This window comes from Mucilaginibacter sp. BGA-UO-ETr-C110 (genome assembly GCF_059567985.1).
Map to the genome: position 1 here is coordinate 3,489,345 of NZ_JCAQPB010000002.1, position 16,741 is coordinate 3,506,085.

A 16,741-nucleotide genomic window follows, 5' to 3' on the forward strand; every position below is an offset into this window, starting at 1 on the left:
ACACAAGGTATTACAGATCCCCGACCGGGGATCTGCATTGTTATTTATTCATTCTTAAACTTCAGAAGTTGATTTAACCCCTTTATCAAAAAGACCACTTAAGCTGATCTCTTCTTCCTGGGCCGGATAAACCTCAATACCGTGATCAAACACGTCAAGACCACCTAAACCAGCCTCGCCATGTTCTTCAACACGCAGTCTCCATGGATTTGGCAATTTATTCAGGATGTACATCATTCCAAAGGTTACAATAAACACCGCCGCCGTAATGGTAAAGCTACCTATAGCCTGGGCCTTCAATACGCCAAAACCACCGCCGTAAAATAAACCGGTAACCGGGGCTGAATTATCCGCGCCAGTTGGACCTGTAGCACCAAACTGGCCAGATGCAAATAAACCTAATGATAAAGTACCCCAGATACCGCAAAGACCGTGAACAGAAACTGCACCAACCGGATCGTCGATACGGAACCACTCAATAATATAAACACCTGCAAATATTACAAAGCCGGCAACACCACCCAGTAAAATAGCACCAAGTGGGCTTACCCAATAACATGGGCAGGTAATAGCAACTAAACCACCTAAAAATCCGTTGATAGTAAAGGCCAGGTCAAATTTACCTTTTGTTGGACCCCACCAAAGTGCAGCAAGCATAGCTGCAAAACCACCGGCGCAGGCAGCAAGGGTTGTATTAGCAGCAACACGACCAATACCCTGCATATCCATTGCTGATAAAGTTGATCCCGGGTTAAAACCGTACCAGCCAAACCATAATATAAAACCACCTACGGCAGCTACTAATAAGTTATGACCGGCAGGTAATCCGCCTTTTTCTTTATCGTCTCGGGCAAATATCCTGCCTAAGCGTGGGCCTAATACCATAGCGCCAGCCAGTGAAGCCACACCACCAATAGTATGCACTACGGTTGAACCGGCAAAATCACGGAAAGGCTGACCTAATGATGCCAGGAAACCACCTGTAGATCCCATTGTAGCCAGAAAGCCATCCGGCCCCCAGGCCCAGTGACCAATTATTGGATAAATAAAGCCTGTAATACCTATACTGTATAAAATATCGCCACGGAAGCTTGTACGACCGATCATTGCACCAGATACAATAGTTGAGCAAGTATCAGCAAAAGCATACTGGAATATCCAGTGAGCCAAAAGCGGGATACCGGTTGCACCATAAGTAGCCGGAGTATTTTGTAAAAAGAACCAGTTAGTAATGGTTTTGCCATCGGCGCCTAAGCCGCCCCAGCCAATAAAGCCATTACCGTTACCAAACATAAAGGCATAACCTATTGCATAAAACAATAATCCGCAAAGGCATGTATCAAAAATACACTCCATTAAAACGTTAACCGTTTCTCTTTTACGGGCAAAGCCAGCCTCAAGCATAACAAAACCTGCCTGCATACCGAAAACCAAAAAGGCAGCAACCAGGGTCCATACCGTATTAACGGTATTGATCAGTGCTGTTTCATGAGCGGTGTAAGTGTCGGCAGCGTGAGCAGATGAACCCAGTAAACCAGGCAAACTGATCATGGCCACCAATACCAGCCCTAAACCAATCATCTTTCCTGTTAAAATGGTGGCTCCCAGCGCCCATTTTTCACGTGACAGTTGTCGGACTGCACTCAGGAGGTTGTGTTTTGTTGAACTTACTTTCATTTGTCTTTAATTTAGTTTGATTGTTTTTAAAAGTTTAATTTAGTTTGATTGTTTATTTAATTAAGCTTGATTGCAGGTTTAAAATTTAACAAAACCACCACATTCACCCACAAATCCCTTCTTTTAGCCTTTTAATTATTGACATTTTTATAAAAAATACAATAATTATGATGTTTATGTAAATTATTTTCTGAAATTATGTAGTTATTTTAACAATAACAAATTTTTAACAAAAAAATAACGTCAAAAAATGCAATATTTACGAAAATTGTAAATCAAAACTAAAAATTGTATCAAATTTTAATGATTTTGAAATTCAAATCATTTACAAATCGAAATAAATTCTCTTAACAGAAAAAATCAAAGCATTTTTCATAAAAAAAGTCAATTTTTTAAAAATTAAGAGCAAAAACAAGCTAAAAAACCTATAAAAATTCAATTTTAGCCAAACTCAGCGCATTAAAACGACACTTTTGGGGAATATTAAGAATTTAAGTTTAATGGACCAGAGTAATTACTTTTTAAGTTTATCATGCTTTTTTATGGGTCCGAGGAGGGCAAAAGCTAAAAAGCGGAGGTCATGTTGAATTTATTTCGGCATTCTACTTGCAGATACGTCCGCAATGGCAAATTGCAAGCCTTACAGGCCTGAATATCCTGTGGGATACCGAAATAAATTCGGCATGACCCATTTTTTAAGCGGTTTCTCCGTTTCATTGCTTACTTACATCATATTTCCTTTAATTTTTGTGAATATTTTAAATGATAGTTCTATTTTTGAAAGTTGACCTTTATTTAAACCGCATATCTTATGTCTAACATCCGATTTAAAGCACTGCAGGACGTTCTGAGCAGAACCATCCCAGAAGTGAAACCACCTTCTTCAAAAATCTCAGATTACTTTGGCGCCAATGTTTTCGATAAAAAGAAAATGAAGGAATATCTGTCTACAGAGGCGTACCAGGGGATCATTAATTCTATTGAAAAAGGTGAACCAATTCCACGCGATCTGGCCGAGCAAATTGCTGCCGCCATGAAATCATGGGCATTGGGTAAAGGAGCAACGCATTATACGCACTGGTTTCAGCCGCTTACCGGCACCACTGCCGAAAAACATGACGCTTTTTTTGAACCTACTGCCGATGGTGGCGCTATCGAACGTTTCTCGGGCGATGCATTGGCACAACAAGAGCCAGATGCTTCGAGCTTTCCGAGTGGTGGCATCCGCAATACTTTTGAGGCCCGCGGCTATACCGCCTGGGATCCATCGTCACCGGCATTTTTAATGGCCCGTACTTTATGTATACCAACCGTGTTTGTATCCTACACCGGCGAGGCACTGGATTATAAAGTACCTTTATTAAAAGCGTTGAGTGTTTTAGATAAAGCAGCTGTAGATGTTTGCCATTATTTTGATAAAGGCATTGAAAAAGTAAACGCTTCCTTAGGTATCGAACAGGAATATTTCCTGGTTGATATCGCTTTGTTTAATGCCCGTCCAGACCTTTATTTAACCGGTCGTACTTTGTTTGGTCACATATCGGCCAAAAACCAACAATTAGAAGATCATTATTTCGGGTCGATACCGGAGCGTGTGTACGCTTACATGCAGGACATGGAAGCCGAAGCCTTATTATTAGGTATACCTTTAAAAACACGCCATAATGAGGTTGCACCTTCGCAATTTGAGTGCGCCCCTATTTATGAAGAAATAAACCTGGCCATCGACCATAATCAATTATTGATGGACCTCATGGACCGCGTTGCCCGCCGCCATAACTTTAAAGTATTGCTGCATGAGAAACCTTATGCCGGCATCAATGGTTCGGGAAAACACAATAACTGGTCGCTCATCACCAATACGGGCAAAAACCTGTTGTCGCCGGGCAAAACGCCTAAGAACAACCTCATGTTCCTGACCTTCTTTGTAAATACCATCAAAGCGGTTTATGAACATGCAGATCTGTTAAGAGCATCCATAGCTTCGGTGAATAATGATCACCGCCTGGGCGCTAACGAGGCCCCTCCTGCCATTATCTCTATTTTCCTGGGCAGCCAGTTGAATGATGTACTGGATGAGATAGAAACCTCGAGGATCAGTAAAAAGATCAAAGAAGATAACTTGCTATGGCAGGGCATCCCTAAGATACCACAGATATTGCCTGATAATACCGACCGCAACCGTACCTCGCCTTTTGCCTTTACCGGTAACAAGTTTGAGCTGCGTGCCGTGGGTTCTTCTGCAAACTCTGCCAGCCCGATGACCGTACTGAACCTGATTGTTGCTGATCAGCTTAAAAAATTCAAGTACGATGTAGATAAGCTGATTAAAAAAGGCGAGAAAAAAGACCTGGCCTTATTAATGGTGATCAAAAAATACATCAAGGAATCCAAAAACATTCGCTTTGAAGGTAATGGATATAGCGAAGCATGGGAAAAAGAAGCCGAAGAAAGAGGACTGGCCAACATCAAAACCACGCCGAAAGCGCTGGATGCCATGCTGTCTGAAAAAACGGATATCCTTTTTGCCGAAACCGGCATATTCACACCAAGGGAAGCACATGCCCGTCATGAAATTTTGCTGGACGCCTTTTATAAGAAATTACAGATAGAGGCTCGCGTTATTGGCGAACTGGTACTGAATGTGATTATCCCGGCGGCTATTGCCTATCAATCAAAACTCATCGAAAACGTAAAAGGTCTTAAAGATCTTGGTTTGGCCGATACCGCTTACGCTGCACAACTGGATATTATTAACAAAATATCCGAGCACGTAAACTTTATTAAAACCAACGTGGAACAAATGGTTAACGAGCGTAAAAAAGCCAACGTAATTGAAGACTTACGTCAACGTGCCATTGATTACGACGAAAAGGTTAAAACATTCTTCCAACCAATCCGCTACCATGTAGATAAACTGGAACAACTGGTTGATGACACCCTGTGGCCGCTGCCAAAATTCAGGGAACTGTTATTTATTAAGTAGATAATCAAAAATCCACAGTTTTAAAAAAGGTGCTAATTAAATTGGCGCCTTTTTTACTGTGTAATTTTGTGTAATTCTGTGTAGTTTTGCCCCATGGTTTCTTCACAACGTTATGATCAACGTGGCGTATCTGCCTCCAAGGATGATGTACACAATGCAATAAAAAATATTAATAAAGGTATTTTCCCACAAGCCTTCTGTAAAATTGTACCTGATATATTAACCGGCGACGACGCGTACTGCAATATTATGCATGCCGATGGTGCAGGTACCAAATCATCCCTAGCCTATACTTACTGGAAAGAAACCGGCGACATATCTGTATGGCGCGGTATTGCACAAGATGCCATTATCATGAACCTGGACGACCTGCTGTGTGTAGGCGCTACAGATAATATCCTGCTTTCATCAACCATCGGTCGTAACAAAAACCTGATACCGGGCGAAGTGATCGCTGCCATTATTAATGGCACCGAAGAAATATTAAGTGAACTACGTGATGCCGGCATCGGCATTTACTCCACTGGTGGTGAAACTGCCGATGTGGGCGACCTGGTACGCACCATCATTGTCGACTCTACCGTTACCTGTCGCATGAAACGAGAGGATGTGATATCCAATCACCGCATCCAGCCGCGCGATGTAATAGTTGGCTTGGCCAGCTACGGACAGGCCAATTACGAAAAAGAATATAACGGTGGCATGGGCTCTAACGGACTAACCTCTGCCCGTCATGATGTATTTAACAAAACCATAGCCGATAAATATCCCGAAAGCTATGACGCGGCCATTCCTTATGAGCTGATTTTCAGTGGCAGTAAAAACCTGACTGATAAAATTGATATAGGCAACAATCAATCAGTAACGGCAGGCAAACTGGTGCTTAGCGCTACCCGTACCTACGCCCCTATCATCAAAAAAATACTGGATGCTTACCGTGGCCAGGTACACGGGATGGTACATTGCAGCGGCGGCGCGCAAACCAAAGTGCTGCATTTTATTGATAACCTGCATATCATTAAGGATAACCTTTTCCCGGTTCCTCCGCTGTTTAAGCTCATCCAGGAAGAATCAAAAACCAGCTGGCAGGAAATGTATAAGGTTTTCAATATGGGTCACCGTATGGAGCTTTATGTACCCCAGGAGATAGCCGCCGAACTGATCAGCATATCGCAAAGTTTTGGCGTCGATGCCCAGATCATCGGTCGCGTTGAAAAAGCTGATGCCAAAAAAGTAACCGTAACATCAGAGTTTGGGGTGTTTGAATACGAATAAGAATCAAGAGATTAGATTCAAGAATCAAGACAGGAAAATTATCTGCATATAAAAACCATGTTTCAATAGTTGTGTTTTAAAGACTACCAACTGCTGTTATTTTTCTTGGCTCTTGGTTCTTGACTCCTATACAACATACATATTCCCCCGCTTATGCTCAGGTTCCTGTCGGCACAATCAACCTTTAACCTTTGGATGATATTTTTGGCCGAGAACCTGCTGGTTACCATACTGGCTTTATTATTTGGCTGGTTGGTGCTTAAATTAAATCACAAGCCTATCAAAGCCGCATCACGCAACGAGATATTCATTTGCATTTTAACCAATTTCATTAATACAGCTATAACGTATACCGGTTTCTGGCTTTGGCAACATGGCTATATTCTGTTCAGTTATGCCATATCCTGGCGTATCGTTTCCGACTTTTTAGCGCTTTTTATGCTGATGGACCTGGCCATGTTCCTGTTTCATTACGCCATACACCGTTCCATATTTTATAAAGCCATCCACAAATTTCATCACCATTATGCCGATCCTATCCCTATTGATCTGTTTGTATTACACCCGCTCGAAACAGTAGGCTTTGGTTCATTATGGCTTATGATGATCCTATTATTCAGCTTTAGTTTTTACGCTGTTTTTATTTACCTGGTGGTTAATGTATTTTTTGGCATCATGGGGCATTTAGGAATAGAACCGATCCCGGCAGGTATCCGCAAAATGGCGCCCTTTAAATATTTAGGTACATCATCCTTTCATCACCAGCATCATTTAAATATCAATCACAACTTTGGCTTTTATACCAATATTTGGGATAAGATTTTTAAAACCTATAAAGGATTTGGAGAGTAAAGACTTCGGGAACAAGGAGCAAGGATTTCCAGATAAAGGATAAAACAAAAAGCCCGGCCAAATTGGCCGGGCTTTTTGTTTTATATTCCTGTTTCAGGAGAAACGATTAGTTAAATATGTATCTAACACCGATCTGAGCCTGGAAACGAGAGAACTGGCTGATATCTGTTTTGTATGAGTTGGTAACAGGTATAGCGTTGTTAGCATCTAGATAAGGGAATGAATAAGTTGCCTGAACTGAACCATCAGCATTTTTTTGAGGCCCCATATACCTTAACACAGTTGTTGCCCCGTTATTAAATCCACTGTATGATATTTGTTGGTTACCCCAGTTACGGTTCAACAAGTTAGTAAAGTTAATCACGTCAAAAGTAACTTCAATGGTGTTTTTAGTTTTACCAGCTTGTACAAAAAAGTCTTGTGCAAAGTGCAAGTCAACTCTTTTGTAAGTAGGCAATATCGCTCCGTTTCTTTGAGCATATTGACCTCTGTGTTGGCTCAGGTATGGATCCTGGTTAATAAAGTTATTTAACTGCGTCCAGATCTGTGCTGCTGAACGTGTATCAACAGTTCCGTTTGCTGATTTAGGTGCTGCAACCAGGATAAGATCGCTTTGATTTTTAGGGATGTACATCAAATCGTTAGTAGCACCATCACCGTTAGGATCATTAGCAGTAATGTATGATATAGCACCGTTGTTAGCTGCTTCAAATACCAAACCTACAGTAGTAGCCAAGTTTTTAGCATATTGCTTACGGTATGATACGGTTGCAATGATACGGTTTGGCTGCACATATGAACTGTTTGACAGGTTATCAGTGTTCGGGTTACCAGCTACATACCTGGTGCTCCAGATAGTGCTTGCAGTTGAACCGCCGTCGTTAACATCTTTTGATTTGGTGTAAGTATAAGCTATACTGGCAGCAAAACCGTTGGTAAAGCTTTTTTGTAATTGACCGGTAATAAAGTATGAGAAACCTTTGCTGGTATTCTTCATATAATACAATCCATTGATAAATGGATTAGTGGCCGTGGTAGGGTTAGTAGGTGTTGGTGCAGTAATATTTTTTGCAGTATACTGGATTTGACCTTCTGGCCCAGCCAAAGTAGTGTATGAATCAGATAATACTAAGTTCTGGTGATAGATAGCACGGATATCTTTGGTGTAAGCACCTTCGATAGTACCGATGATACCGCCAGGTAATTTCTGATCAACAGCAAGATTTGTTCTCCAGATTTTTGGATATTTCAGGTTAGGATCCGCAACGTCAAGCTCGTATGATGTGTTTGCGCCACCATTTGCAGGACGATTTGCGTCAATATTTTTATTGAATAACAACCTTGGATCGGTTGGAGCATTTTTTTGAGTAACGGTGTACGAACCAAATAACAAACCATTGTTTGAAGCCTGGTTAGATATCCATACGAATGGTACTGAACCGGTAAATAAACCAGAACCACCACGAACCTGGGTAGAACCATCGCCATTCACATCCCAGTTAAAGCCTACACGTGGTGAAAGTTGCACCCTGTTTTTTGGCAATTTAGAAACGTCAACATGTGTACCACCCTGGAAAGTAAGGGCAGCAGCATTAGAGTTAGCAGCCAATGTTGTTGGGAAAGCATCATAATCAGCTCTTAAACCATAAGTTAACCTGAAGTTATCAGTAACATGGTATTTATCCTGTACATATACACTGTAAATAGATGCTTTGATCTTAGCTAATGGCAATGAGCCGCCTTGAGCCGAATAGCGCAAAGTATAAGCCTGTGCTGGCAAACCCTTAATAAAGTCATCGGCTGAGTTATAAGTATATAAACCGTTATAATCAGGAGCAAAACCGTTAGTGTAGCTCTGGATCTGGTTGCTGGTACCGATAGTGAACTCATGCTTACCTGAATAAATGGTAAAGTCATCGGCAAACTGCCAGATGTTGGTGCTTAACAAGTTACCTGCTGTATAAAGCTCCGAACCAAAGCTTGTAGCTGTAGCTGTTGCTGGAGTTGTGCTTGTAATAACACCAGCGTCATTATAGATATTAGAGCCGTTACCAATATCAACCATCGGTAATGAACCATTACCCAAAAAGTTACGGAAATCTCTTAATGCAGAATAACCCACAGTCAATTTGTTTGACATTGAATTGCTGATACGGGTATTTAACTCAACTATACCAATATTAAAGTTGTTATTGATGGTATAACCCGATCCATAAAAAGGCAAGGTATTAGGACCTGGCGCACGGGTTGTACCGTAACCTACACTGGTTGTACCATCGCTGTTGCTGATACCTGAGTTACTGGCCGGCTGATCTTTAAATGATTTTAAGTAGAAGTATTTGGCACTTAAAGTATTGTTCTTGTCAATGTTCCAGTCTAACTTAGCTGTTAATTTGTTACTTGAAGTTCTGTAAGCATAGTTTTCATAAGCGCCCGGATCATAACCATAGCTTGCCAGTTTTGCTTTAAGAGCATCTAATGTACTGGCTTGTACGTTTGATACGTTTGAACCGCTTAAACCTGGGCGACTTGCTACTAAAGCAGTTGCTGGCGGTTGGCTGATTCTTTCCTGCTCGCCTGAAACAAATAAGAACAATTTATTTTTGATGATCGGACCACCTACGGCAATACCATCGGTATGGTAATCAAACGGAGTGATCGGCACATTGGTTGTACCTGCATGGTAACCTGTTAATCTGGTACCACGGCCATAATAATAGGCAGTACCTTTTACCTGGTTAGTACCTGATTTTACTACGGTATTAACACCAGCGCCGGTAAAGTTACCCTGACGTACGTCATAAGGGGCAATATCAACCTGAATCTGATCGATCGCGTCTAATGATATAGGCTGTGAGCTGGTTTGACCACCCAAAGTACCTGATAAACCAAAAGAGTTGTTAAACAACGCACCATCAACAGTAATGTTGTTAAAGTTGCTGCTACGACCACCAAAGGATAAACCGTTTGCAGAAGGAGTTAGTTTGGTAAAGTCGGCCAATGAACGGGCAATGGTAGGCAGGTTTTCAATTTGCTGGCGGCTGATAGTTTCGCGCGCGCCGGTACGTGATGAGTTGATCACTTTACCTTGTGAACCTGTAACCACTACTTCACTTAAAGAAGTTAAATTATCTTCAAGTTTGGTATTGATCTTTTGATCCTGACCGATTGAAAGGGTGATACCGTCCTGAACAAAGTTTTTGTATCCAACAAAACTTACTTTAAAGGTGTACGGACCACCTACCCTTAAGTTTGGAATGTTGTAACGGCCATCCGCGCGGCTTACTGTAGCATATACAGTACCGGTTGGCACGTGGGTGATGGTTACGGTGGCACCCGGAATTGCACCCTTGGCATCGGTAATGATACCGTTTACACTGGCTGTTGTAACACCCTGTGCAAAGGCGTTCCTGTTAAGGAACATAAAACCGGCCAATAATAATAAAAGAAGTAAAGGCTTCCTCATAAATTGCTTTTTTAATTATACTTTTAAGTTGATTAGCCGCAAAGATAAGTAATAGCCTGATTGTCAATGTTAAGTTTATGTTAACAATTATTATATATTTTTCAACATTTTCATCCATCCATAACACTAATTACCAGTAAATTGGTAGATATTATATAATATTTATAATAATTCTTGCACTTACCCCAATAAATGGCATTTGATTGTAAATAATAACGCGATGCCTGCGGGGTGCCTTATTCCATTTTTGCTTTTCAGCCCTTTTACTTAGCTTTGGGCCATTAAAATTAACGCCTGTGTGTACAACACGGCTTAGCTTTAATCCGTACAAAGCGAAAATTTAAATTATATCATCATTAAAAATATGGACTACGATTTAATTGTTATAGGATCAGGCCCGGGTGGTTATGTAGCAGCAATCCGCGCTTCCCAACTCGGTTTAAAAACTGCCATTATTGAAAAAGAATCATTGGGCGGTATATGTCTTAACTGGGGTTGTATCCCTACTAAAGCCCTATTAAAAAGTGCCCAGGTGTTTGAATACATCAACCACGCTGCCGATTATGGTATCAACGTAAACGGTAACGGTGAGGTTAATTTTGAATCGGTTATTAAACGCAGCCGCGGCGTAGCCGATGGCATGAGCAAAGGCGTTCAGTTTTTAATGAAGAAAAACAAGATCGACGTAGTGCTTGGTTTTGGAAAGTTAAAATCAAAAGGTGTTGTTGAAGTAAAAGCCACTGATGGCTCAACCAAACAGATCACCGCTAAAAATATCATATTAGCCACAGGCGGCCGCTCACGCGAATTGCCAAACCTGAAACAGGATGGCAAAAAAGTAATTGGCTACCGCGAGGCTATGTCATTACCCAAACAACCAAAATCAATAGTGGTTGTAGGTTCTGGCGCTATCGGTATCGAGTTTGCCTATTTCTACAACTCTATCGGCACTAAAGTTACTGTGGTGGAGTATCTTGATAACATTGTTCCGTTAGAGGACGAAGAGGTTTCAAAAGGATTGAACCGCATTCTGAAAAAACAAGGTATTACCATTATGACCAGCGCCAATGTGGAGTCTGTTGACAGCAGCGGTGAACTTTGCAAAGTAAATGTAAAAACTGCCGCCGGTGTTGAAGTACTGGAAGCCGAAGTTGTATTATCAGCTGTAGGTATCTCTACCAACATTGAAGGCATAGGCCTGGAAGAAACCGGTGTAAAAACCGACAAGGGCAAGGTATTGGTTGACGATTTTTACCGCACCAATGTGGAAGGTATATTCGCCATTGGCGATATCGTTAAAGGTCAGGCACTGGCACACGTTGCATCTGCCGAGGGTATCATCTGCGTAGAGAAAATAGCAGGTCATAACCCAGAACCTTTAAACTATAACAACATCCCGGGCTGTACTTATTGCTCACCGGAGATAGCCTCCGTAGGTTATACCGAAAAAGCAGCAAAAGAAGCCGGCTACGAAATTAAAGTTGGTAAATTCCCATTCTCGGCATCGGGTAAAGCCAGCGCTGCCGGAGCTAAAGATGGTTTTGTAAAACTGATATTTGATGCCAAATATGGCGAGTTCCTGGGCGCGCACATGCTGGGCTATAACGTTACCGAAATGATTGCCGAAGTAGTTACCGCCCGCAAGCTGGAAGCTACCGGTCATGAAATCATCAAATCGGTACACCCGCACCCAACCATGAGCGAAGCCGTTATGGAAGCCGCTGCCGAAGCTTACGGTGAATGTATACACTTGTAATTTTTAGTTCATAGATCATGGTTAATGGTTCATAGCTAAAATCAGATCTATTATATTCTTAATCGCCACAAAATGAATGCATAGCATTTAATTTTGTGGCGATTTTCTTTTTATCTGATCACAAAACCTGATCTATCACCCACCAACTTAAAAAGATTGTGTTATTTTAGCTTTTGATGATATATGGCTTCCCTACCGGCTACCATGATCTATGAACCATCAACCATGAACTAAAACATGAAACTCCACACAATAGATACCGGTTTTTTTAAACTAGATGGCGGCGCTATGTTTGGCGTGGTGCCCAAAACCATCTGGAACAAGACCAATCCTGCCGACGATAATAATCTTTGTACCTGGGCCATGCGCTGCCTGCTGGTAGAGGATGGTAAACGACTGATCCTGATCGATACGGGCATCGGCAATAAACAGGACGAAAAATTCTTTAGCCATTACTATCTTCATGGCAACGCTACACTTGACAGTTCGCTGGCAGCCTTTGGTTTTCACCGGGACGATATAACCGATGTATTTTTAACGCATCTGCATTTTGACCATGTTGGCGGCGCGGTAGTACGTGACGGTGAAAATTTGACCCCGGCCTTTAAAAACGCCGTTTACTGGAGTAACCCGCAGCAATGGGACTGGGCGGTAAACCCCAACGAGCGCGAAAAAGCATCATTCCTGAAAGATAATATACTACCTATACAACAAAGCGGGCAGCTACAATATATTGATAGTACGGATGGGGTAAAATTCACAGAAAATTTTCACGTACGCTTTGTTTACGGCCATACCGACGCCATGATGCTGCCATTGATCAGTTATAAAGACAAAAAGATACTTTATATGGCAGATCTGCTGCCATCTGTCGGGCATCTGCCACTCCCCTATGTAATGGCTTATGACATGTTTCCGCTTAAAACCCTGGGCGAAAAGAAACTATTTTTGAACGAAGCCGTAGAACAGGATTATATTTTGTATTTTGAACACGATCCTGTTAATGAATGTTGTACACTACAACAAACAGAGAGAGGCCCGAGGCTGAAAGAAGCCTTTAAATTGGATGAAATTTAATAAGTGTTTCAAGAATACCACAAAAACCATACCGCTTGCCGGTTTAAACAATTAATAATGCAAAAACGAATAATTTGTTAACATTACAATAGTTAAACACTCATAATCAATCATTTATAAAAGCAATTTGTAGTGCGTTTTTTTTCAAAATACAACTTGCAATTATATTTTTTTAGAACAATTTTATAACTTTGCACGTTCTGTACTAAATAGAAAGTACCGAAGGTTTATTAAATAAATGAGACAACTCAAAATAACGCAATCCATTACCAATCGCGAGTCACAATCGCTGGACAAATATCTTCACGAGATTGGTAAAGTTGATCTGATAACTGCCGAAGAAGAAGTAATATTAGCTCAAAAAATACGCGAGGGCGACCAGGCGGCTTTGGAACGGTTAACCAAAACCAATTTACGCTTTGTGGTGTCTGTTGCTAAACAATATCAAAATCAGGGTTTAACGTTGGGCGATTTAATTAACGAAGGTAACCTCGGTTTGATCAAGGCTGCCAAACGTTTTGACGAAACCAAAGGCTTCAAGTTCATCTCCTACGCGGTATGGTGGATTCGTCAGTCGATTTTGCAGGCTATTGCCGAGCAATCACGTATTGTGCGTTTACCATTGAACCAGGTTGGCTCATTAAGCAAGATCAGTAAAGCGTTCTCCAAACTGGAGCAGGAATATGAGCGTGAACCTTCACCAGAAGAGTTGGCAGATATCCTGGAAACTACTGTCGACAAGATCTCTGACACGCTGAGCAACTCCGGTCGTCACGTATCTATGGATGCGCCATTTGTACAAGGCGAAGAAAACACCCTGCTTGACGTACTGGAAAATCAAGAGCCCAATACCGACTCCATCCTGATCAACGAATCGTTATCTGAAGAGATCAAACGCTCACTTTCAACCTTAACAGAGCGTGAACGCGAGATCATTGTATTGTTTTTCGGCTTGGGAACCAACCATCCGCTTTCATTAGAAGAGATCGGTGAAAAATTTAATCTTACCCGTGAGCGTGTACGTCAAATTAAGGACAAAGCACTACAACGTTTACGCCACACCTCCAGAAGCAAAATATTAAAATCATACCTGGGTTAATCTATAAACCCACAACCATATTTAAAAGCCACCGGTAACCCTGGTGGCTTTTTTGTTTTGAATCTTAGAATTGCATGATATCGAATAACGGGAACGAAGCTATAATTTAAAATAGGGCATAAAATCGGTGTAACGATTATAGGTTTAATTGCGTCATCGATAATACTCAAACTCACTTATCTTAAACAGGATCCTTATGGCTTCATTAAACAAAATACGTGGCACGAAAAACGTCCTTTTACTTATCTTCTTTTTTTATGCTCCATGCTCTTTTGCTCAATATAAGGACCAGTTATCACCAAAAGTTTCTGTTATAGTCAGTACCAATCTCGAAACCTATTTTTTTGCCGAAAAACTTGCTGTTGAGCATATCAACGATTATGTGTTTGATCAAAAAGGAGGAGACTATGCACACCAACCCATTGTTCATTACGGTTTTCTGCATTTTAATCGTTATGTAAATACTCCGGTTATATTAAGAATCGCCGATTTGCTTAAACAAATAAAAGACACTTATCATGATAATGGACCTATCATGAACTATTTGTTAAATGAAAAGGAATTCCCATCCAGGGGGCATTTGTTTAAAGGCCTTCCAAATGACTCAAACCATCCCGAAACAGCGGGTTTATTTGCTGAACTTACCGACAGTTTAAACAGTTTTTATCATTTAGCCAAAGTAGGTGAGTTCCTTAAGGAGAACGCTCCATTTTATCAAGGTGCATTAAAAGAAGTGGAGAAAGACATAGATGTCCCTTCTTTTCCCGCGTTGGAAAGATGGTACGGCAAAAGATTCCCACAATATCGCATCTATTTAGCACCCGCAATGCCAATTACCAAAGGTGAAGACAACTACCGGGGATTTGGCCCAAATATCATATCTCCTTATGGTACTATTCCGGGTATGATCATGAGCTCCGACCAAATGCTGTCACCAAAACCCGGCCTGTCATCATATAAACATTTCGGCTTTGACAACCCCGCGGTTACTCATTTTTTAACTAAACATGAAATTGGCCACTCTTTTGTAAATCCTGTTATTGAAAAATATGCAGCTCAGCTTCAAAAAGACTCTGCATTATTCACACCTGCGCTTAAACAAATACTCGCCCCTCATTATATTAATAACTGGTATGTATGCGTGATAGAACACCTGGTGCGGTTAGGCGAAATCCGCACGGCAATATCCATGAAAGATTTGAAGGAAGCTGAACGTTTACGCAAGCTGCACATTTACGGCGAAAAATGCGTATTAATTCCATTACTTGAAATCAAGATCAGGGATTATGAACTTAACCGGAAACATTACCCCACTTTTGAAAGCTATCTGCCACAGCTTATTTCTTATTTTCACTCTTTAACGCCAGCCATAATTAATGAGCAGGTTAAAAAATTCAATTGAAAATGGCAACCGGAATTCTGAAAGGAGAGATCAAGCATGACCAGTTTTCTTTAAATGTTAATAAAATACGCATTGACGATAGCGACAACAATAATCGGCAGATTAATCTGTTTGATTAGCTGTCACAATTACCATTTGAAACGTTTAGGCATCCTTACCTTCCAGTTTTACAAGCTGCTCCTGCTGTATAATATAGCATTTACCGTACTGGCGCTGTTTCTTTTAGTTTTCAATATGGGAATCTTTAATGCCGGAATAATTATAATTCTATTGCTACCAGCCAAGATGATCGGGTTCATATCCGCGGTAGCCCTTCATTATTTTTCGGCCAAAGAGAATTATTTTTATTTCCGCAATGCCGGCTATGGCATGAAGCGTATGTTTATCAGTGCTTTTGCCATTGATCTTTCTATCTGTGTACTATTGATCATCTTATCTAAAATCATATTACATGCAGCCCTTTACCTTAAAAGTTGACAGTGTTCAGCTGGAATTTGATGGCAGGATGATCTTGCAGGATGTTTATCTCGATTGTAAGCAGGGCGAGATTGTGGGCTTGCTGGGGCGCAACGGCTGTGGAAAATCATCCTTACTGCGTATCATATTTGGCATTTTAACGCCAGGCTTTAAGTATGTAAGTATTAATGATCAATACATAGCCAAAGGTTATCATCAAACACGGATAGCTTATCTGCCCCAGCATAATTACCTGCCGCAGGGCATCCCGATAAAAAAACTGGCCCGCAACTTTATCGATCCTATTTTCTGGGAGGAGTTTAGCGGTTTGGATATATACAAAGATCATTTCAACAAAACCGTAGGTCAGTTATCAGGTGGAGAACTGCGTCAACTGGAAACCTTGATGATCATTTACAACAAAGCCGATTTTATTCTGCTGGATGAACCTTTTACTCATATCTCGCCTATACAAGCCGAACTGTTTAAACCCATCATCAAAAAATGCGCCCGGCACAAAGGTTTTATTATTACCGACCATCAATATCGCAACATTATTGATGTGAGCGATAGGATCATCCTGATCAGCAATGGCAGTACCAAACACGTTAAAAGCAAAGATGATCTGATCACCTGGGGTTATGTGAGTCATTTAGATTAACATTTTCGCCATAATTACCCCCCTTTAATCGAAT

11 protein-coding genes are annotated in these 16,741 nt (G+C 41.1%); 9 read left to right on the forward strand and 2 right to left on the reverse strand.

The window, feature by feature from the left end; all coding sequences use genetic code 11:
- Window positions 1-54: 54 nt before the first annotated feature.
- Entirely contained in the window at window positions 55-1,677 is a 1,623-nt protein-coding gene (locus tag AC57BQ_RS15130) for an ammonium transporter (protein WP_090466885.1), read from the reverse strand.
- 811 nt (window positions 1,678-2,488) lie between these two features.
- Here AC57BQ_RS15130 and AC57BQ_RS15135 point away from each other — a divergent pair.
- The 3 genes from AC57BQ_RS15135 to AC57BQ_RS15145 all read left to right on the forward strand — a co-directional run bounded on the left by AC57BQ_RS15135 (window position 2,489) and on the right by AC57BQ_RS15145 (window position 6,790).
- Complete coding sequence (locus tag AC57BQ_RS15135) at window positions 2,489-4,663, forward strand: glutamine synthetase III family protein (protein ID WP_496407084.1); 2,175 nt, start codon at window positions 2,489-2,491, stop codon at window positions 4,661-4,663.
- 93 nt (window positions 4,664-4,756) lie between these two features.
- The gene (locus tag AC57BQ_RS15140) at window positions 4,757-5,938 is read left to right on the forward strand and encodes an AIR synthase related protein (RefSeq protein WP_496407085.1); all 1,182 of its coding nucleotides are present in this window, start codon (window positions 4,757-4,759) and stop codon (window positions 5,936-5,938) included.
- Window positions 5,939-6,091: 153 nt separating this feature from the next.
- Window positions 6,092-6,790: a sterol desaturase family protein gene (locus AC57BQ_RS15145; protein WP_496407086.1), complete on the forward strand. Its 699-nt coding sequence runs from the start codon at window positions 6,092-6,094 to the stop codon at window positions 6,788-6,790.
- A 106-nt stretch (window positions 6,791-6,896) separates the two neighbouring features.
- Here the strand turns inward: AC57BQ_RS15145 and AC57BQ_RS15150 are convergent, their stop codons facing one another.
- Window positions 6,897-10,256, reverse strand: coding sequence for a TonB-dependent receptor (locus AC57BQ_RS15150; RefSeq protein ID WP_496407087.1), 3,360 nt, complete (start codon window positions 10,254-10,256; stop codon window positions 6,897-6,899).
- A gap of 364 nt (window positions 10,257-10,620) precedes the next feature.
- Between AC57BQ_RS15150 and lpdA the strand changes: the two genes are divergently transcribed.
- The 6 genes from lpdA to AC57BQ_RS15180 all read left to right on the forward strand — a co-directional run bounded on the left by lpdA (window position 10,621) and on the right by AC57BQ_RS15180 (window position 16,707).
- Window positions 10,621-12,012: a dihydrolipoyl dehydrogenase gene (gene lpdA, locus AC57BQ_RS15155; RefSeq protein WP_496407088.1), complete on the forward strand. Its 1,392-nt coding sequence runs from the start codon at window positions 10,621-10,623 to the stop codon at window positions 12,010-12,012.
- Window positions 12,013-12,249: 237 nt separating this feature from the next.
- Window positions 12,250-13,089: an MBL fold metallo-hydrolase gene (locus tag AC57BQ_RS15160; protein WP_496407089.1), complete on the forward strand. Its 840-nt coding sequence runs from the start codon at window positions 12,250-12,252 to the stop codon at window positions 13,087-13,089.
- Window positions 13,090-13,327: 238 nt separating this feature from the next.
- Window positions 13,328-14,188, forward strand: a complete 861-nt coding sequence (locus AC57BQ_RS15165; RefSeq protein ID WP_090466905.1) for a sigma-70 family RNA polymerase sigma factor — start codon at window positions 13,328-13,330, stop codon at window positions 14,186-14,188.
- 196 nt (window positions 14,189-14,384) lie between these two features.
- Window positions 14,385-15,590 (forward strand): DUF4932 domain-containing protein, encoded by a 1,206-nt coding sequence (locus AC57BQ_RS15170; protein WP_496407090.1) that lies wholly within the window; start codon window positions 14,385-14,387, stop codon window positions 15,588-15,590.
- Window positions 15,591-15,725: 135 nt separating this feature from the next.
- Window positions 15,726-16,067 carry a hypothetical protein gene (locus AC57BQ_RS15175; protein ID WP_496407091.1) on the forward strand — a complete coding sequence of 114 codons (342 nt, stop codon included), beginning with the start codon at window positions 15,726-15,728 and terminating at the stop codon, window positions 16,065-16,067.
- The gene (locus AC57BQ_RS15180) at window positions 16,042-16,707 is read left to right on the forward strand and encodes an ATP-binding cassette domain-containing protein (protein ID WP_496407092.1); all 666 of its coding nucleotides are present in this window, start codon (window positions 16,042-16,044) and stop codon (window positions 16,705-16,707) included. Before AC57BQ_RS15175 ends, AC57BQ_RS15180 begins: the two co-directional genes overlap by 26 nt.
- Window positions 16,708-16,741 lie beyond the last annotated feature (34 nt).